Raw genomic sequence first — 17,527 nt, forward strand, 5'->3', positions numbered from 1 at the left:
TGTTGCGTGGATGACGCGAGTTCTTCTCTCACAAAACGATAGACGTAAAAAAGCCCCGCATCTCGTCAAGAGAGCGGGGCTTTTTGTATTTTTTGCGTTTAGATCTGTTCAGCCCACAGGTCGTATTCGTCGGCGTCGGTCACTTTGCACCAGACTTTATCGCCTGGTTTCAGGTTGCTGCCGTTGTCGATGAATACGTTGCCGTCGATTTCCGGAGCATCGAAGAAGCAGCGGCCGACCGCGCCTTGCTCGTCGACTTCATCGACCAGCACTTCGATTTCACGGCCGACGCGCATTTGCAGGCGTGCCGAGCTGATCGCTTGTTGGTGCGCCATGAAGCGGTCCCAGCGGTCTTGCTTGACGTCGTCCGGCACGATGGCCGCGTCCAGCAGGTTGGCCGGTGCGCCTTCGACCGGCGAGTACTGGAAGCAGCCGACGCGGTCGAGTTGCGCTTCGGTCAGCCAGTTCAGCAGGTACTGGAAGTCTTCTTCGGTTTCGCCGGGGAAGCCGACGATGAAGGTCGAACGGATGATCAGGTCCGGGCAGATTTCGCGCCAGTTCTTGATGCGCGCCAGGGTCTTGTCTTCGAACGCCGGGCGTTTCATGGCTTTCAGGACTTTCGGGCTGGCGTGCTGGAACGGGATGTCCAGGTACGGCAGGATTTTCCCAGCGGCCATCAGCGGAATCAGCTCGTCGACGTGCGGGTACGGATAAACGTAGTGCAGACGAACCCAGACGCCGAGGGTGCTCAAGGCTTCGCAGAGTTCGGTCATGCGGGTTTTCACCGGCGCGCCGTTCCAGAAACCGGTGCGGTATTTCACGTCGACGCCGTAGGCGCTGGTGTCTTGCGAAATCACCAACAACTCTTTGACGCCGGCCTTGACCAGGCGCTGAGCCTCGTCCAGCACATCACCGACCGGGCGGCTGACCAGTTTGCCGCGCATCGAGGGGATGATGCAGAAGCTGCAGCTGTGGTTGCAGCCTTCGGAAATCTTCAGGTAGGCGTAGTGGCGCGGGGTCAGCTTGATGCCTTGCGGCGGCACCAGGTCGATCAGCGGGTTGTGATCCTGGCGCGGCGGCACGGCGTCGTGCACGGCGTTGACCACCTGCTCGTACTGCTGCGGACCGGTCACGGCCAATACGCTTGGGTGCACCTTGCGAATGTTGCCTTCTTCGACGCCCATGCAGCCGGTCACGATGACCTTGCCGTTTTCCTTGATGGCTTCGCCGATCACTTCCAGGGATTCAGCCTTGGCCGAATCGATGAAGCCGCAAGTGTTGACCACCACGACATCGGCGTCCTCGTAAGTGGACACAACGTCATAGCCTTCCATGCGCAGCTGGGTAAGGATGCGCTCGGAGTCGACCAGTGCTTTCGGGCAACCCAGGGATACGAAGCCAACCTTTGGATTGGCCGGCGCAGGAGTGGTGGACATGTCTAACCTCGGTATTTGTGACGCCTCCAGCCGAGGACGGCAAGGCGACTGACGGGCGCTAGTGGCGTCTCTGGTCAAAAAGTGCGCAATTCTAGCGATGAGAGACGCACTTGACCAGCTTTATGCAGGGAAATACGACGAGTGCTGCGCTATGCTTCGCGCCTTTAAGCTTTACCGATTTTTTACAGTCAATGAAACGTCTGTAACGCGATGTAAAACAGCGCATGCTGCACGGCAAAGCATAGTGCTTCTTATAAGAAGTCCGGGTCTGAGTAGTAGGAGTGTTGGATGGGGCAGGCAAGTAGTCAGGCGGCGGGCGCTGAGCATTCGGCGGCAAAACCGATCGGCATGCTGGTCGCGGCGGTCGGTGTGGTTTATGGCGATATCGGCACGAGCCCGCTGTACACCCTTAAAGAAGTGTTTTCCGGTGGCTACGGCGTGCCGGTCAACCATGATGGCGTGTTGGGTATCCTGGCGCTGATCTTCTGGTCGCTGATCTGGGTCGTGTCGATCAAGTACATGATGTTCGTGCTGCGCGCCGACAACCAGGGCGAAGGCGGGATCATGGCCTTGACCGCTTTGGCGCGACGGGCCGCAGCGGGGCATCCGAAGTTGCGCAGTTTGCTGGTGGTCTGCGGGCTGATCGGCGCGGCGCTGTTCTACGGCGACAGCATGATCACCCCGGCGATTTCCGTGCTCTCGGCGATTGAAGGCCTGGGACTGGCTTTCGAGGGCATCGACCATTGGGTGGTGCCATTGTCGCTGATCGTGCTGGTGGCGCTGTTCCTGATTCAGAGCCACGGTACCGCGCGGATTGGCATTTTGTTCGGGCCGATCATGGTCACCTGGTTTGTGGTGCTTGGGGCGCTGGGTGTCTACGGCATTCTGCAGCACCCGGAAGTGTTGCAAGCGATGAACCCGGTATGGGCCGTGCGCTTCTTCATCGTTCACCCGGGCATGGGCGTAGCGATCCTCGGCGCGGTGGTGCTGGCGTTGACCGGTGCTGAAGCACTGTACGCCGACATGGGCCACTTCGGCCGCAAGCCGATCGCTCGCGCATGGTTCATCCTGGTGCTGCCAGCACTGGTGCTGAACTACTTCGGCCAAGGCGCGTTGCTGCTCGGTGACCCGGAAGCCGCGCGCAACCCGTTCTACCTGTTGGCCCCGAGCTGGGCGCTGATTCCGTTGGTGGGGTTGTCGACCCTGGCGACAGTGATTGCTTCTCAGGCGGTGATTTCCGGCGCGTTCTCCCTGACGCGCCAGGCGATTCAGCTCGGCTACATTCCACGCATGCACATCCGGCACACCTCCAGTGCCGAGCAAGGCCAGATCTACATTGGCGCGGTGAACTGGGCGCTGATGGTCGGCGTCATCCTGTTGGTGCTGGGCTTCGAGTCCTCTGGCGCGTTGGCTTCGGCTTACGGCGTGGCCGTAACGGGCACCATGCTGATGACCACCATCCTGGTGTCGGCGGTGATATTGCTGCTGTGGAAATGGCCTCCGGTGCTCGCGGTTCCGCTGTTGCTCGGCTTCCTCCTGGTAGACGGTCTGTACTTCGCTGCCAACGTGCCGAAAATCATTCAGGGCGGGGCATTCCCGGTGATCGCCGGTATCGCATTGTTTGTGCTGATGACCACCTGGAAACGTGGCAAGCAATTGCTGGTCGATCGTCTCGATGAGGGTGGCTTGCCGCTGCCGATCTTCATCAGCAGCATCGCCGTGCAACCGCCGCATCGCGTCCAGGGCACTGCGGTGTTCCTGACCGCGCGCCCGGACGCCGTGCCCCATGCGCTGTTGCACAACCTGCTGCATAACCAGGTGCTGCACGAGCAAGTGGTGCTGCTGACGGTGGTCTACGAAGACATCCCGCGGGTGCCGGCATCCCGGCGTTTCGAGGTTGAATCCCACGGCGAAGGCTTCTTCCGTGTAATCCTGCACTTTGGCTTCGTCGACGAGCCGGACGTGCCGCAAGCGTTGAAGCTGTGCCATCTCGATGACCTGGATTTCAGCCCGATGCGTACTACTTACTTCCTCAGCCGCGAGACGGTCATCGCCTCCAAACTCGAAGGCATGGCCCGCTGGCGTGAGGCGTTGTTCGCCTTCATGTTGCAGAACGCCAACGGCAATTTGCGCTTCTTCAATCTGCCACTGAACCGGGTGATCGAGCTGGGGACGCAGGTAGAGATGTAACCCACAACAAAAAGCCCCCGTTGCCATTGTGGTTGCGGGGGCTTTTTTGTGTCTCATCTGAAGGCAATGAAGACCCCTTGTGGGAGCGGGCTTGGTCCGGGCGGCGTTCAGGCCGCTATTTTTTAGATTCGGCTTTTGTCCGGGCAGGTGGTGGCGTCAGTACCTTCACCGCATCATCAATCACTGCCTTGCTCATTGCCGTCAGGTAATGCGCGGCCCAGGCATGTCGGTCGGTGTCTCGGGTGTAGGCAGCATCTTTAGTCAGCTCCTTGGCAAGGAACAGAAAATCAGAAGCCATGGCTAGCGCATCACCGAGGGGAACGCCGTGACTGACATGGAACAGCGCTTTGTTGGAGCAGTAGATGAGGGGCGTGAAGCCGATGGTTTTCAGTTCGTCAGGTTCTGACGGATTTGTTTTGGTCATGGTTTTTCTCCTGGGTTCGAGGAGCTGCCATTTTCGTTACCACACGAAAGGGAGGCAGCTGTACGCAGGGTGGTAAACCGGGAACCAAGGAAACCGGCACGCCCGAGGGCGTCCCACGCACAGCCGCCATAACTCGAGATCGCAGACATAAAAATGCCTGGGTTCGGGATGAAGGCGCTGTTGCGCTGGTTTCGCCGGGTTACCACACCCGATCGCTGAATGGTCAGCGACGGCCGGAGAGTATCCCGTCGAAGAAAAGCGCAACAAGGCATCAAAGTGCCCAAACGCGAGTTTCGGAGTTTGCCTACAAGGTCTGCGGGTGTCATCCGATATTGCGACACCTTGAAGTAAACAAAACTAAACGCGGGGGGGGGGGCAGGTTTCCCAGTGAAACCTGATAAATGTCGGAAGGGCTTGACGGTCCGACATTTTCAATGAGAAAAGTGTCCACGTTTTATGGAATGTGGACACTTGGAGTTTCTGTCTTCATGAAGAGTCAAGATGTTTTGCTTTTGTTCAAGATGGCCAGCCTGCACGCCCAGGAAGAAAACCTCTTTGGGGCGATGGAATCTGAGTCGAATTCGAACAGGGTTGAGGAATTGTTGAAACCCCAGCAGATAAATCGAATGCCGGCAGGGGGGCGAGTGGGGGAGTCGCTAGCCACCTACCTTACTGGTGGTGAAGACGTGGTATTCCACCACCGGGAGTTCGACTCACCCTTGGGCGAGGAGGATGGATGGGAGGGATGGTCGGAATCCGTACCTTCTGCGCCGCTGACGAGCTGGGCTGAAGCTTACTCGTTGCGTGCGTTGTCAGCGTCTCTTGGGCTAAGCAAAAGTGAGATTTCCAACGCCATGGCAAGATGTCGCGAGTCTGGATTGCTGACCAATGACTACGACACCGGGCTTGCGAAAGTTAATCGGCGAGAGCTGCTGAAAATCACCGAGCACGCTCTGAAATACTTTTTCCCCGTGAGGCCGGGCGCAATGGTTCGCGGTATTCCAACCGGCTTCGCCGCACCCGCGCTGTCCAAAAGCATCAAGAGCGCTGGCGGGCTGATTCCGGTTTGGCCTGATGCACTCGGAACTGAGCGTGGTCAGGCGATAGAGCCGCTCTACAAAACTGTGCCGGAAGCGGTGAAGAAGGACAGAATCCTTTACCACTATCTAGCGCTTGTTGATGCGATCCGTCTTGGTGGTCCGCGAGAGTGTGGTGTGGCGGTAGGCATTCTAAAAGCAGGGATGGGACTGAAATAACATGTCATCAAATGCTGATCACAACTATGAGCTCATAGAGTTTGTGGCAGACGGCTTGGGGGAGGCGTTTCTCGCTGAGGTTGCCTTCGTCGGTGGTTGCACCACGGCCATGTTGGTAACTGACACGTCTGTGCTGGATGACATTCGCTTCACCGATGATGTTGACTTGGTGATCGAACTGGCAGGTATTAGCGCCTGGCAACGCCTCACAGAACGGCTGGCGGCCAAGAACTTCAAGATCACCGGTGAGGATGAAGTTAACTGTCGCTTCCGCTTCAACGACGTCGTCGTTGACGTGATGCCTTCTGACCCCGAAGTTCTCGGATATGCCAACCGTTGGTTCGTGGAGGGGCTGGCGAGGGCTGATAAATTTACATTGCCCAGCGGTACGGTCATCCAGATATTCAAACCGACCTACTTTCTTGCGACGAAGCTGGAGGCCTTTAGCGGTCGCGGTGAGGGCGACCCGTACCACAAAGACGTCGAAGATATCATCATCTTGATTGATGGTCGTACAGAGCTTTTGGAAGAAGTTCGCCAGGCTGAGCCTGGGCTCAAGGACTTCATTACGACTGGAATTCGAAAACTCACGGCGCTCAGTGGTATCGACTACGTGATTGAAAGCTCGGGCTCGGTGCAGGCTAATCCAGGTAGAGGGCGAATCATCCACATGCGCATGAAGGATCTGGGCAACGCATGAGATACACGACCAGGTCAGTCATCGGACGGACCAGGAATGCCAATCATGACTGTGCTGGAGCTTTGTGCGACGGCGACACAGGGCTGTTCGTCATCACGGACGGGACGTCGAAGCCCGGCAGTGGCCGACTGGCTGAATGTTTCGTAAAAGGTGTTTTAGCGGCCTACCCGAAACACATGGATCGGGAGGGTGGTATCACTGAGCATGAAGCAGTTGAGCAAGTACTTGGTTCAGTGCTGGCCGAGCTTCACCCCACTTTGTATGCGCAGCAGACAGGGACTACCTGTTACCTGATCGGTTTTGCTGCTCATGGGAAGCTCACGCTTGCGTATGAGGGGGACTGTTCGTGCGGTGTAGTGACACCGGCAGGCACGATCGAGTGGATTACGCCGCCTCACTGCAAGGCCAATTGGAGGCGCGACCGTTCGCACTGTGAGCTGGCGCAAGATCCAGCTCGAAACAGGGTAACCCGGTGCCTGAAGGTTAATCGTGCCCCGGACCCTGACTTTGTCTTTCACCAATTGGCCGCCGGTGAGCGACTGGTGTTCGTAACCGATGGCTTTTGGGCGGAGTTAACGGAGTCTCAGCAAAGCAGCTTGCTGGCTGCTCCAGATAGCGACTTTATCGCGGTTGAAGACGACGTAACGTGGATAGATGTTCAGCTTTAGCCTTGGAATACAGAGCATCGACATGAAGTCAGGCTCGCTGGTAGCGCTTCATGTTTGTACATGTAAAAAAGCCCCCGCAACCTCAAGGCTGCGGGGGCTTTTTCGTAGGCGGGACTCAAGTCACTCCTGAGCCGCCGTCTCCTTCGCTTGACGCTTCTCGATCACATCCACCAACCGCTTCGCCAGCGCCGGGTAGTTCTCGTCGAAGTGATGGCCGCCCGGCAATTTCATCGCCTCGCCAACGGCAGTCTTGTCGGTACAGCCGCTCTCGTCGACTTCCTCTTCACCGTAGATGCACACCACTTTTTCCGGCGGCAGCTTGGCCATTTCCGGGCCGGTGGCGGCTTCTTTGCCGGCGTTGCCGAGCCAGCCTTCGACTTCGATTTCGAAGCTGCCGGTGCGGGCGAAAGCCAGCAGGATAATTGCGTCGACCCGTTGCTGCTCCGATGGCTCCAGGCGGTTGTAGATCGCCGGCAGGACGTCGGCGCCGAACGAGTAACCGGTCAGGATGAAGCGCTTGGTGCCCCATTTCTGCCGGTAGTGCTGCATCAGCTCGGTGAGGTCCAGGGCGCTTTGCTCCGGACTCTTGTGTTGCCAGTAGTAACGCAGGGTGTCGATGCCGACGACCGGGTAGCCGATCTTCGCCATCTCGCCCGCTACGTCACGGTCAAGGTCGCGCCAGCCGCCGTCACCGGACAGGAACAGGGTCACAGTGTCCTTGGCTTGGCCGGCGGGCACTTCGACGACCGGGATCTGCAGGCCGCCAGCGGCTTTATCGCCGCCAACGAGGATCTTGCGCAGTTCGTTGTTCAGCACTTGCGGCAGGTTGATGTCGTAGTCGCTGATGCTGGTTTCGGCGTTGGCTTGGTCGCGCACGAAGCCGGCGCTGGTGTCGTCCGGGTTGTCGTTCCAGGCCACCAGCCAATGCCCGTGAGGGGCGCTTTTCGGTAGCAGGTGGGTGCAGCCCGGTTTTTCCAGGGCCAGGTCCACCGAGACGGCTTGAGCCTTGTCGTCCTTCTGCTCGGACAACCAGCGCCACGCCAGCACGGCGCCAGGGCCGATGCCGCTGACCAGGGTCGCCGGGCCCTTGAGTTCTCTGAGGGCCGATTGCAGGGCGCGACTTTGCAGCAGGCAGTCTTGGGGCAGGATCACCTGGACAATCTGCGCCGAGCCGGTGCGGCTCAGGGTCATCAACTGTTTGTCGCTGAGCTTCTGGTCTTCATTGACCGCCACCAGCACCTGGGCGCGCGGCGTGTTGCCGGGGATGACGCGGGTCATCGCGGCGCCATCGGCCGGCGTAAGCAGTTCGAGGGTCGGTTCTGGTGCCGGGCGTTTCAGGTACCAGTAACCGCCACCGACAATCAGGGCCAGCACTACCAGTGTGGCCAGGACGTACCGCAAGGAGCGTTGAATCATCAGCGTTTCACCAATCCAGTCAAGCCGCCTGCAATCAGGGCGGCAGTGTCGGCCAAGGCAACCAGCGGATCGAGTCCGGCGGGCACGGCCATATAACGGGGTTCCCAGTCAGGCTGGAATTTGTCTTTGAAACGGCGCAAGCCTTGGAAGTTGTAGAGCTGCTCACCACGGCGGAAAACCATCGAGCCCAGACGCTGGGTCAGTGGGGCACCACGACGGGGTTGCAACCCCGACAACGGCACCATGCCCAGGCTGAAGCGCGCGTATCCATGATTTTTATAATGTTGAATCAGGCCGACCATCATGAACTCCATGGTCAGCTTGGGCGCGTCCGGATGCGCGCGCATCAGGTCAAGGCTGGCCAGGTCATGACCATAAGTCTCGAGCAGGTTGGCGAATGCCACCGGACGTCCTTCGAAACGAATCACCGCGATGCGGAAATGCTTGAGGTAGTCATCGCTGAAACGGCCGAGGGAAAAGCCTTTCTCGCGCACGTTCTTGCCGGTCAGCCAGGCATCGGAAATCACCTTGAGTTCTTCCATCGGCGCTTGCCCCGGTTCAAAGATCTCCAGCGACAGGCCATCGCGAGTGCCGCGGTTCCAGGTGTAGCGCAGGTCTTTCATCTCTTTGCCTTTGGCCTCGAGATCAAAGCGATGCAGATCGACCCGGGCTTCTTCGCCGAGCTTGATCGCGGTCAGGCCGATGTCCATGTAATACGGCAGGTTCTCGGCGCGCACTTGATAGAACACAGGGCGGGCGTGGTGGAGGTCGCAAAGGTCGCGGAACTGCCAGATCATTTCCGCCCGTTGCTGGGTCGGGCCGATCGGGTCATACAAGGCCACCAGGCTGCGACCACGGCGGGCGTACATCAGGAACGCTTCATCGTTGGGGTGAAACAGCAGCGCCTTGTCACCGGTCAGGGCGAGGCCGCCATCCGGTTGTGCGGAAGCCATCAGGATCTTTACCGCGCGGTCCAGCTCATCGGCTGTTGGCAGATGGATCACCGGGCGCGCGGTGCGCAGCAGCCAGGTCAGGGACACCACCACCAGCAACACCGCGGCGCCAAGCAGCGAACGCAAGCCACGCGGGGCATCGGCGTCGAGGGTGAACTGCCACCAGAGCTGATGGCTGTACGGGACGTCCTGATAGGCGAACAGCAACAGCCAGATCGATGCACCGAGTACGCATAGGCTCGCCACCAGGTACAGCGGCGAAAACGGCACCTCGGTCAGACGGCTGGGGCGATAGAACGAGCTGCGGAAAACGCCTAGCAAACTCGCCGTCAGCGTCAGCAAGCAGGCTTCTTCCCAATCGAAGCCTTTGAGCAACGAGAGCAGGGCGCCGACCAGCAACAAGATGGTGGTCAGCATCCAGGCGGCCGACAGTCGGCGGCGCAGCCCTTGAGCCAGCAGCAAGCAAAGCACGCCGATCAGGCTGGCACCGAAGTGCGAGGCGTCGACCAGTCGATGCGGGATCAGAAAACCGATGTGTTCCAGGCGTGTATCGATTTCCGGGGTAACGCCGGAGAACAGCAGCACCACGCCGGACAGAAAGACCAGCACCGCCAGAATCGGCGCGGCCAGGCCGGACGCCACCCTTAAGGATTGACGCGATTGAAACAGACGCTGCCCTTCGTTGATCAGCAGCAATACGCAGGCCACCAATAACGGCAGCACCACGTAGATCAGGCGATAGAGCAGAAGCGCGGCAGCGAGTGGCGCGGCGCCGAGTGTGTTGGAGAAGGCGGCCAGCAGGATTGCTTCGAACACCCCGACCCCGCCGGGAACGTGGCTTAGCACGCCCGCAGCCAAGGCCAGCAGGTACACCAGCACGAATGCGCCGAAGGGCGGCGCTTCTGGCAGCAACAGATAGAGCACGGTGGCCGCAGCGGCCACGTCCAGCGCCGTGATGATCAGTTGCAGGAATGTCAGGCGTCGGCCCGGCAGGCGCACAGTGCGGCGTCCTACCTTGACCAGCAAATTGTCCGGGTAAGGCTGTTCTGGCAGGCGGCGACGGTAGATGCCGATGGCCAGTACGCTGAAGAGCAGCAAAACGGCTACGGCGATGGCACCCAGCAACGTCTCGGACAGACCCAGGGCGGCAGAAGCGCCAGGCAGATTGCTGAGGGTGGCGAGGGCGGCCAGTGGGGGCAGGGCGCAGCCGAGCGAAAGGCTGGCGAACAGCGTCATGCGAGCGACTTCAGAAGCGCCGAGGCCGTGACGTGCATATAAACGATAGCGAACCGAACCCCCGGAGAGCATCGAAAGGCCGATGGCATTGCCGATGGCAAAAGCGGTGAACCCGCCCAGGGCCAGGATTCGCGGCGCCAGTGTCACGCCTGCATAGCGGCTGGCCGACCATTCATAGCCCAGCAGAATGATGAAACCGACCACCGTCGCGCCCAGCGCGCCCAATAATGCCGGTTTCGGAACATCGAGAATCGAATCGTGCAGAGCGTACAGATCGAGTTCGCTCAGCAGGTGGCGACAGGCAATCAGCGCGATAGCGAACAACAGCAAAGTGACTGCCAGGCCGATGGGCTGGCGGTATTTGCTGATTCGATCAAGCAAGCGCAGACGCTCGGCCTTGATCGGTTGTGTCGCTGTGACGGTGTCTTGTGAATCAGACGAGTTGGCGCGCATCAATCACCTCTTGGATTGTGCGCGACAGGATGGGGGTATCCAGCCAAGTTACCAATCCCTGTAGAAAAAAATAATCACAAATATTAACGCCTCTCACCGACCATCGACGAGGGTGCGTCATCAGTCGTAGAGGGTTCTGTCTGCCGCGCTGGGGGATCCCGAACGGCTCGCTTCACAGTGGCAGATCATTGTTGCGAAAGGACTTTTTCAACAGATACAAAAAAGGCCACTCTTTCGAGTAGCCTTTTTTGATGTTTGGTTGCGGGAGCCGGATTTGAACCGACGACCTTCGGGTTATGAGCCCGACGAGCTACCAGACTGCTCCATCCCGCGTCTGTGTGGCGGCATTCTACAGGCGAACGCCTGAGTGTCAACCGTTAATCCTGAATCGGGTCAAATAAGCGTAACTGAGCGGCGAACGGTGGTGATGGAGAGTTAAGTTTCGGAATCAGAACGATTTCTCAATTCTTGTTTACAAAAGAGGCGCGCACAAAAAAGGCCACTCTTTCGAGTAGCCTTTTTTGATGTTTGGTTGCGGGAGCCGGATTTGAACCGACGACCTTCGGGTTATGAGCCCGACGAGCTACCAGACTGCTCCATCCCGCGTCTGTGTGGCGGCATTCTACAGGCGAATGCCGGCGTGTCTATCTTTAATCCTGAATCGGCTCAAATAAGCGTAAATGAGCGGCGAACGGTCGTGGGGGAGCGTTAAGTTGCGGAATCAGAACGATTTCTCAAACCTGCAGCGTCAGCCGTTATGCTCTTTCTATCTTGGTTTCAAAAGAGACGCGCACAAAAAAGGCCACTCTTTCGAGTAGCCTTTTCTGATGTTTGGTTGCGGGAGCCGGATTTGAACCGACGACCTTCGGGTTATGAGCCCGACGAGCTACCAGACTGCTCCATCCCGCGTCTGTGTGGCGGCATTCTACAGAGGATCGGCAGGCTGTCAACCTTCAGTCTAGAGAAAACCTCTTCCTGTTCAATCGCTTAGCTTGAAAACAGGACGGGGTAATTGGCTGTAAGGTCGGTATGGCAAGGCTTTCAGCTCTATCGGTTGAAGCTTGGCGATTGAGAAAATAAATTCATCGACGCTTTTCCTACAGCTGGAAAAGAACATTCAGACTACTGGTGCTATATACAGGTACCGGTGAGATACTGCCGATCTGACTCGCCAATACTCTGTTTCTTCACCATGAACACTGCTTTTATATGACGCAGCGAAAAATCATCCACGTCGATTGTGACTGCTTCTACGCCGCCATCGAGATGCGGGACGACCCGCGCCTGGCCGGAAAGCCTCTGGCGGTGGGCGGTTCTGCGGATCGACGTGGCGTGATCGCCACTTGCAATTATGAGGCGCGGGCTTATGGGGTGCGCTCGGCCATGTCGTCCGGGCATGCCTTGAAGCTGTGCCCGGACCTGACCATCGTCAAGCCACGCATGGACGCCTATAGAGAAGCCTCTAAGGAAATTCACACGATCTTTCGCGATTACACCGACTTGATCGAGCCGCTTTCCCTGGATGAGGCTTACCTCGACGTGTCTGACAGTGCGCATTTCGGTGGTAGCGCCACACGGATCGCCCAGGACATTCGTCGTCGCGTCTCTAATCAATTGCACATCACCGTTTCGGCGGGTGTTGCGCCGAACAAGTTTCTGGCCAAGATCGCCAGCGACTGGAAGAAGCCCAACGGCTTGTTCGTCATTACGCCGGATCAGGTCGAGGATTTTGTCAGTGGTTTGCCGGTGAGCAAGCTGCACGGCGTTGGCAAAGTGACCGCAGACAAATTAGGCCGGCTTGGTATCGTCGACTGCTCCCATCTGCGTGAATGGGACAAGTTGGCGCTAGTGCGCGAATTCGGCAGCTTCGGTGAGCGACTCTGGAGCCTGGCCCGTGGGATCGATGACCGGTTGGTGCACAACGACAGTCGTCGGCAGTCAATCAGTGTCGAAAACACCTACGACGTGGATTTGCCGGATCTGGTGAGCTGCCTCGATAAATTACCCGAGTTACTGGAAACCCTGGCCGGCCGCATGGCGCGAATCGACAGCAGCTATCGGCCGGGCAAGCCGTTCGTCAAAGTGAAATTCCATGACTTCACCCAGACCACTCTGGAGCAGGCCGGGGCAGGGCGGGATTTGGGCAGCTATCAGTTGTTGCTGACCCAGGCGTTCAATCGCGGCGGGAAACCGGTGCGGTTGCTGGGGATTGGGGTGCGGCTGGAGGATTTGCGGGGCGGTTTTGAGCAGATGGAGTTGTTTGAACGGTAGGTTTTGCAATGAATATGAGGGCCTCATCGCGAGCAGGTTCGCTCCCACAGGGACGATGCAGTACCTGTGGGAGCGAGCCTGCTCGCGATGCTTTTAGATCTTAATTCGGTCCCGGATCCGCTACCAGTCGCCCGGCATCCTTGGTCAACGACTTGAGGAATTCGGTCTGCAATTCAGGATCGTTGCGCGTCAGTTCGATCAGGCTTTGTTCCAGTTCGGTGGCTTCTTCTTCCAGCCCCAGTTCCGACAAACGTTTGACCCTGTGTACCCACTGGCTCACTTCGTCATCTTCGAGGTCGTCGTAAATCAGCCCGTGAGCTTCGAGCAACTTGCCGCGCAAGGAGCTACTGACCGCCAGGGCCGAATTGGTGTGCACGTCGTCCTGTGCATCCTGGACACTGATCAGCAACCGGCTCAGATGATTGATGTCGTGTTCGGCGAACGGGCTGTCCAGCAGGTTCACGCGCAATACACCGTTTTTGTCGGTGCTCATCTCGAACGTTTCCTTGCCCGCCTTGACCTCCACCGGACGCTCGCTCCATGGCAGGCTCGAGTATTCGGTGCGCTTGTCGAGCTGGACCTCGTCGATTCCCGCCAGGTTCTGTTGCGCGCGACCATGAGACTGTACGTTCATGAACGGGTTGAGCCCGGCGAAACCGTAGCTCAACCAGTCTTTCGTCACGCTGTCCGGCAGGCTGCCGAGGGCGAACACGTTGACCACGTTCGCGCCGACACCGGCCACCACGGCCACCGCACCCAGCGGGATCTCGTAAGCCTCCCGCCAGGGTTGGTACGGCGTGTAGCGGTCGTAGTGGCGTGTGACTTCGAATTCGGTGACTTCGAAAGTCTTCTGCTCGTGGATCTTCACCCGACGTTGCGGCAACTCAAGCACCTTTGGCTCGCCGACATCAATCTGCAGGCTGTGATCGAGCAATTTACGCTCGACACGTTCCTCGTGCTCGCTGCGTTGTGACATTTGATTGGCACAGCCGCTGACCAGCAGGGCGCCGCACAGGGCGGCACCACCGAGGCCTAAGGTGTTTCGCTTGAACATGACTTCTCTATCTGGTGTCAGCGGCGGATGCGGGACTGAAGGAAGGACAGCACGTCTGCCACCGGCAGCGCTTGCGCTTCGGGCTCGGTGCGGCTCTTGTATTCAAGATTGCCTTCGGCGAGGCCGCGGTCACTGACCACGATCCGGTGAGGAATGCCGATCAGCTCCATGTCCGCGAACTTGATGCCCGGGCTGGTTTTCTTGTCGCGATCGTCCAGCAGTACTTCGAAGCCGGCGGCAGTCAATTGTGCATACAGCTTGTCGGTGGCTTCGCGAACCTGTTCGGTTTCATAGCGCAGCGGTACCAGCGCGACCTGGAACGGGGCCAGCGTGTCACTCCAGATGATCCCGTTGGCGTCGTTGTTCTGCTCGATGGCCGCAGCCACCACGCGGGAAACGCCGATGCCGTAGCAACCCATTTCCAGGGTGACCGGCTTGCCATTTTCGCCCAGCACTTCGCACTTCATCGCTTTGCTGTACTTGTTGCCCAGCTGGAAGATGTGCCCGACTTCGATGCCGCGTTTGATTTCCAGGGTGCCCTTGCCATCCGGGCTTGGGTCGCCAGCGACCACGTTGCGCAGGTCGGCAACGGTCGGAACTGGCAGATCACGCTCCCAGTTCACGCCGAAGTAGTGCTTGTCATCAATGTTGGCACCGATGCCGAAGTCGCTCATCAGCTCGACGGAGCGGTCGATGATGATTGGCAGCGGCAGGTTCAACGGACCGAGGGAACCGGCGCCGGCGCCAATGGCGTCACGCAGTTCGGCTTCGGAGGCCATGACCAGTGGGCTGGCAACGCCAGGCTGGTTGCCGGCCTTGATTTCGTTCAGTTCGTGGTCGCCACGGATGATCAGGGCAATCAGCTTGCCTTTCTCTTCAGCGTGAACCACCAGGGTCTTGATGGTCTTTTCAATCGGCAGGTTGAAGCCTTCGACCAGTTGCGCGATGGTCTTGCAGTTCGGCGTGTCGACCAGGCGCAGCTCTTCGGCAGGCGCGGCGCGGGAAGTCTCGCGTGGCACGGCTTCGGCTTTCTCGATGTTCGCCGCGTAGTCGGAACCGTTGCTGAAGACGATATCGTCTTCGCCGGATTCGGCCAGCACGTGGAATTCGTGGGAGCCGGCGCCGCCGATCGAGCCGTTGTCAGCTTCAACCGGGCGGAATTTCAGGCCCAGGCGGGTGAACACGTTGCAATACGCCTGGTGCATGCGGTCGTAGGTGATCTGCAGCGATGGCTGGTCAGCGTGGAAGGAGTAGGCGTCCTTCATGATGAATTCGCGGCCGCGCATCAAACCGAAGCGTGGGCGGATTTCGTCACGGAATTTGGTCTGGATCTGGTACAGGTTGATCGGCAGCTGTTTGTAGCTGCTCAACTCGTTGCGCATCAGGTCAGTGATGACTTCTTCGTGAGTCGGGCCGGCGCAGAAATCGCGACCATGGCGATCCTTGAAGCGCAACAATTCAGGGCCGTACTCTTCCCAGCGACCGGATTCTTGCCACAGCTCAGCCGGTTGGGTGCTCGGCATCAACACTTCGAGAGAGCCCGCGGCGTTCATTTCTTCACGAACGATGGCTTCGACCTTGCGCATTACTCGCAAGCCCATCGGCAGCCAGGTGTACAGGCCCGAGGCGAGTTTGCGGATCATGCCGGCGCGCAGCATCAGCTGATGGCTGATCACGACCGCATCGGAAGGCGTTTCTTTCTGTGTGGCGAGCAAAAATTGACTGGTGCGCATGGTTGGCCGTTGTCGGTTGCTGATGACGAGAAATGACGGGCATTGTACGGGCGAGATCCGCTGGCGTACAGGCGTGCGGTCGGCTGTGTGGCAGGAGGGCGAGAATCACTCAGCCCTCGGTGATGCTTCCTACGTATAGAGCCTACGACTCTTCCGCCACCTGAGTCGGAATCGGTTCCGGCGTGGGGGTCGGGCCTTCACGGCGGCTCTCCTGGAACCAGTGCAGGGCAATCAGCAATAGTGTCGGAACGCCGAGCAGGGCGGTGATCAGGAAAAAATCGTGATAACCGAATTTCTCCACCATGACCCCCGAGTAGCCGCCGATCAGGCGTGGCAGCAAGAGCATGATCGAGCTGAGCAGGGCGTACTGGGTCGCGGAGAACTTCAGGTTGGTCAGGCTCGACAGGTAGGCGACAAACGCTGAGGTCGCCAGGCCCGAGCTGAAGTTATCCAGGGAAATGGTGGCGATCAGCATGTTCAGGTTGGCGCCCATGTCGGCGAGCATCAGGAACAGCAGGTTGGTGCCGGCTGATGCAATGCCGCCGATGAGCAGAATCGGCAAGATACCGAAGCGCACAATCAGCAGGCCGCCCATGCCGGCACCGACCAGCGTCATGATCAGGCCAAAGATCTTGCTGACGCTGGCAATCTGGTCCTTGGTGAAGCCCTGGTCGATGTAGAACACATTCGCCATCACGCCCATGACCGTATCGGACATCCGATAGGTGGCGATTAGTCCAAGCAACAGGAACGCTTGCCAGCGGTAGCGCAGAATGAAGTCGTTGATCGGCGTCAGCACCGGCGCCAGGCCACGGCGGCCAATGGCCGACAGGCACATGGCGGTGAGCGTGGTGTAGAGGATCGCCCGCAGGAATGCGCGGTCTTCGAGCAGCAGGTCGAGCACGCTCACACCGTCGAACAGGACGCTGGCGAAATCGGTGTTGTACAACTGAGTGAACATGGCCGGCACGGAAACCAACAGCACGATCAGCACAAACACCGATGCCAGTTGATGCACAAAGCTGTAGCGCCCGGCCTGAAGCTGGGTGCGCAGCGGCACCGGCGGTTCGCGCATGAAAAAGGACGTGAGCAGTGCCGGAACCATCAAGGCACCGAACAGGATGTAGGTGCCGGCCCATGCCGAATGCTTATAGTTGAAACCGGTAGAGCCGAAGCCTTCAGCGAAGAACAGGGCGCCAGCGGTGGCCAGCAGCGCGGCGATCCGATAACCGGACATGTAACTGGCGGCGAGGGCGGCCTGACGAGTGTCGTCGGCGATTTCCAGGCGATAGGCGTCGACCGCGATGTCTTGCGTCGCCGAAGCGAAGGCGACAACTACAGCAATAGCGATCAGCCACGACAAATGCTTTTGCGGGTCGCAGAAACCCATCCCGATCAGGCCGAGAATGACCAGTGCCTGTGAAAGTACCAGCCAGGAACGTCGGCGACCGAGCTTGCCGAGCAATGGCAGGCGCCATTGGTCGAGCAGCGGTGACCAGACCCATTTAAAGGCGTAGGCCAGGCCGATGAGGCTTGCATAGCCAATGGTTTCGCGAGCCACACCGGCTTCACGCAGCCAGACTGAAAGTGTCGAAAACACCAGCATGTAGGGCAGGCCGGCGGCGAAACCAAGCAGCAACAGTACAAGCGTCGAAGGGCTGGCATAGGCGGCGAGCGCGGCGCGCCAGGTTTTACGGGGCATGGGCTGGAGTCTGCCTCAAGAAATACGGAAACAAA

12 protein-coding genes and 3 tRNA genes are annotated in these 17,527 nt (G+C 58.9%); 5 read left to right on the plus strand and 10 right to left on the minus strand.

From position 1 onward, the window contains the following. Window positions 1-98 precede the first annotated feature (98 nt). A complete protein-coding gene (gene rimO, locus BLW70_RS11250; RefSeq protein ID WP_010462684.1) occupies window positions 99-1,436 on the minus strand; it encodes a 30S ribosomal protein S12 methylthiotransferase RimO in 1,338 nt (445 codons plus the stop codon). A gap of 288 nt (window positions 1,437-1,724) precedes the next feature. On the opposite strand from rimO, the gene BLW70_RS11255 reads away from it, so the two are divergent. Further along, the gene (locus BLW70_RS11255; protein WP_074874078.1) at window positions 1,725-3,626 is read left to right on the plus strand and encodes a potassium transporter Kup; all 1,902 of its coding nucleotides are present in this window, start codon (window positions 1,725-1,727) and stop codon (window positions 3,624-3,626) included. A 115-nt stretch (window positions 3,627-3,741) separates the two neighbouring features. Here the strand turns inward: BLW70_RS11255 and BLW70_RS11260 are convergent, their stop codons facing one another. Then, window positions 3,742-4,050, minus strand: a complete 309-nt coding sequence (locus tag BLW70_RS11260; protein WP_074874079.1) for a DUF3077 domain-containing protein — start codon at window positions 4,048-4,050, stop codon at window positions 3,742-3,744. A 488-nt stretch (window positions 4,051-4,538) separates the two neighbouring features. Between BLW70_RS11260 and BLW70_RS11265 the strand changes: the two genes are divergently transcribed. The 3 genes from BLW70_RS11265 to BLW70_RS11275 are packed head-to-tail and all read left to right on the plus strand — an operon-like array spanning window position 4,539 to window position 6,674. Beyond that, the gene (locus BLW70_RS11265) at window positions 4,539-5,306 is read left to right on the plus strand and encodes a MarR family transcriptional regulator (protein ID WP_074880506.1); all 768 of its coding nucleotides are present in this window, start codon (window positions 4,539-4,541) and stop codon (window positions 5,304-5,306) included. Window position 5,307: 1 nt separating this feature from the next. Further along, complete coding sequence (locus BLW70_RS11270) at window positions 5,308-6,006, plus strand: hypothetical protein (RefSeq protein WP_074874080.1); 699 nt, start codon at window positions 5,308-5,310, stop codon at window positions 6,004-6,006. Next, window positions 6,003-6,674, plus strand: a complete 672-nt coding sequence (locus BLW70_RS11275) for a PP2C family protein-serine/threonine phosphatase (protein WP_074874081.1) — start codon at window positions 6,003-6,005, stop codon at window positions 6,672-6,674. Before BLW70_RS11270 ends, BLW70_RS11275 begins: the two co-directional genes overlap by 4 nt. Before the next feature lie 120 nt (window positions 6,675-6,794). On the opposite strand, the gene BLW70_RS11280 is transcribed toward BLW70_RS11275, so the two are convergent. The 5 genes from BLW70_RS11280 to BLW70_RS11300 all read right to left on the minus strand — a co-directional run bounded on the left by BLW70_RS11280 (window position 6,795) and on the right by BLW70_RS11300 (window position 11,641). Further along, window positions 6,795-8,090 carry a virulence factor family protein gene (locus tag BLW70_RS11280; protein WP_074874082.1) on the minus strand — a complete coding sequence of 432 codons (1,296 nt, stop codon included), beginning with the start codon at window positions 8,088-8,090 and terminating at the stop codon, window positions 6,795-6,797. Beyond that, entirely contained in the window at window positions 8,090-10,732 is a 2,643-nt protein-coding gene (gene mprF, locus BLW70_RS11285) for a bifunctional lysylphosphatidylglycerol flippase/synthetase MprF (RefSeq protein WP_074874083.1), read from the minus strand. The genes BLW70_RS11280 and mprF overlap by 1 nt, the downstream gene beginning before the upstream one ends. 256 nt (window positions 10,733-10,988) lie before the next feature. Beyond that, window positions 10,989-11,065, minus strand: a tRNA-Met gene (locus BLW70_RS11290). A gap of 196 nt (window positions 11,066-11,261) precedes the next feature. After that, window positions 11,262-11,338 (minus strand) — tRNA-Met (locus BLW70_RS11295). A 226-nt stretch (window positions 11,339-11,564) separates the two neighbouring features. Further along, a tRNA-Met gene (locus BLW70_RS11300) sits at window positions 11,565-11,641 on the minus strand. Window positions 11,642-11,941: 300 nt separating this feature from the next. Between BLW70_RS11300 and dinB the strand changes: the two genes are divergently transcribed. Then, window positions 11,942-13,003 (plus strand): DNA polymerase IV, encoded by a 1,062-nt coding sequence (gene dinB / locus BLW70_RS11305; protein WP_008153950.1) that lies wholly within the window; start codon window positions 11,942-11,944, stop codon window positions 13,001-13,003. A gap of 100 nt (window positions 13,004-13,103) precedes the next feature. Here the strand turns inward: dinB and BLW70_RS11310 are convergent, their stop codons facing one another. The 3 genes from BLW70_RS11310 to BLW70_RS11320 all read right to left on the minus strand — a co-directional run bounded on the left by BLW70_RS11310 (window position 13,104) and on the right by BLW70_RS11320 (window position 17,492). Continuing rightward, the gene (locus tag BLW70_RS11310) at window positions 13,104-14,057 is read right to left on the minus strand and encodes a hypothetical protein (protein WP_074874084.1); all 954 of its coding nucleotides are present in this window, start codon (window positions 14,055-14,057) and stop codon (window positions 13,104-13,106) included. 17 nt (window positions 14,058-14,074) lie between these two features. Beyond that, window positions 14,075-15,790, minus strand: a complete 1,716-nt coding sequence (locus tag BLW70_RS11315; RefSeq protein WP_074874085.1) for a proline--tRNA ligase — start codon at window positions 15,788-15,790, stop codon at window positions 14,075-14,077. 142 nt (window positions 15,791-15,932) lie between these two features. Beyond that, window positions 15,933-17,492, minus strand: coding sequence for an AmpG family muropeptide MFS transporter (locus BLW70_RS11320; protein WP_074874086.1), 1,560 nt, complete (start codon window positions 17,490-17,492; stop codon window positions 15,933-15,935). Window positions 17,493-17,527: the final 35 nt, after the last annotated feature.

Origin of the sequence: Pseudomonas frederiksbergensis, from assembly GCF_900105495.1 — a bacterium.
Taxonomy (GTDB): Bacteria; Pseudomonadota; Gammaproteobacteria; order Pseudomonadales; family Pseudomonadaceae; genus Aquipseudomonas; species Aquipseudomonas frederiksbergensis.

Excerpts from the sequence above, each read along its gene's own strand:
- BLW70_RS11320 (WP_074874086.1), bottom strand. The coding sequence starts at position 17,492 with ATGCCCCGTAAAACCTGGCGCGCCGCGCTCGCCGCCTATGCCAGCCCT.
- BLW70_RS11265 (WP_074880506.1), top strand. The coding sequence starts at position 4,539 with ATGAAGAGTCAAGATGTTTTGCTTTTGTTCAAGATGGCCAGCCTGCAC.
- BLW70_RS11260 (WP_074874079.1), bottom strand. The coding sequence starts at position 4,050 with ATGACCAAAACAAATCCGTCAGAACCTGACGAACTGAAAACCATCGGC.
- BLW70_RS11270 (WP_074874080.1), top strand. The coding sequence starts at position 5,308 with ATGTCATCAAATGCTGATCACAACTATGAGCTCATAGAGTTTGTGGCA.
- BLW70_RS11310 (WP_074874084.1), bottom strand. The coding sequence starts at position 14,057 with ATGTTCAAGCGAAACACCTTAGGCCTCGGTGGTGCCGCCCTGTGCGGC.
- BLW70_RS11275 (WP_074874081.1), top strand. The coding sequence starts at position 6,003 with ATGAGATACACGACCAGGTCAGTCATCGGACGGACCAGGAATGCCAAT.
- BLW70_RS11255 (WP_074874078.1), top strand. The coding sequence starts at position 1,725 with ATGGGGCAGGCAAGTAGTCAGGCGGCGGGCGCTGAGCATTCGGCGGCA.
- BLW70_RS11315 (WP_074874085.1), bottom strand. The coding sequence starts at position 15,790 with ATGCGCACCAGTCAATTTTTGCTCGCCACACAGAAAGAAACGCCTTCC.
- dinB (WP_008153950.1), top strand. The coding sequence starts at position 11,942 with ATGACGCAGCGAAAAATCATCCACGTCGATTGTGACTGCTTCTACGCC.
- BLW70_RS11280 (WP_074874082.1), bottom strand. The coding sequence starts at position 8,090 with ATGATTCAACGCTCCTTGCGGTACGTCCTGGCCACACTGGTAGTGCTG.
- mprF (WP_074874083.1), bottom strand. The coding sequence starts at position 10,732 with ATGCGCGCCAACTCGTCTGATTCACAAGACACCGTCACAGCGACACAA.
- rimO (WP_010462684.1), bottom strand. The coding sequence starts at position 1,436 with ATGTCCACCACTCCTGCGCCGGCCAATCCAAAGGTTGGCTTCGTATCC.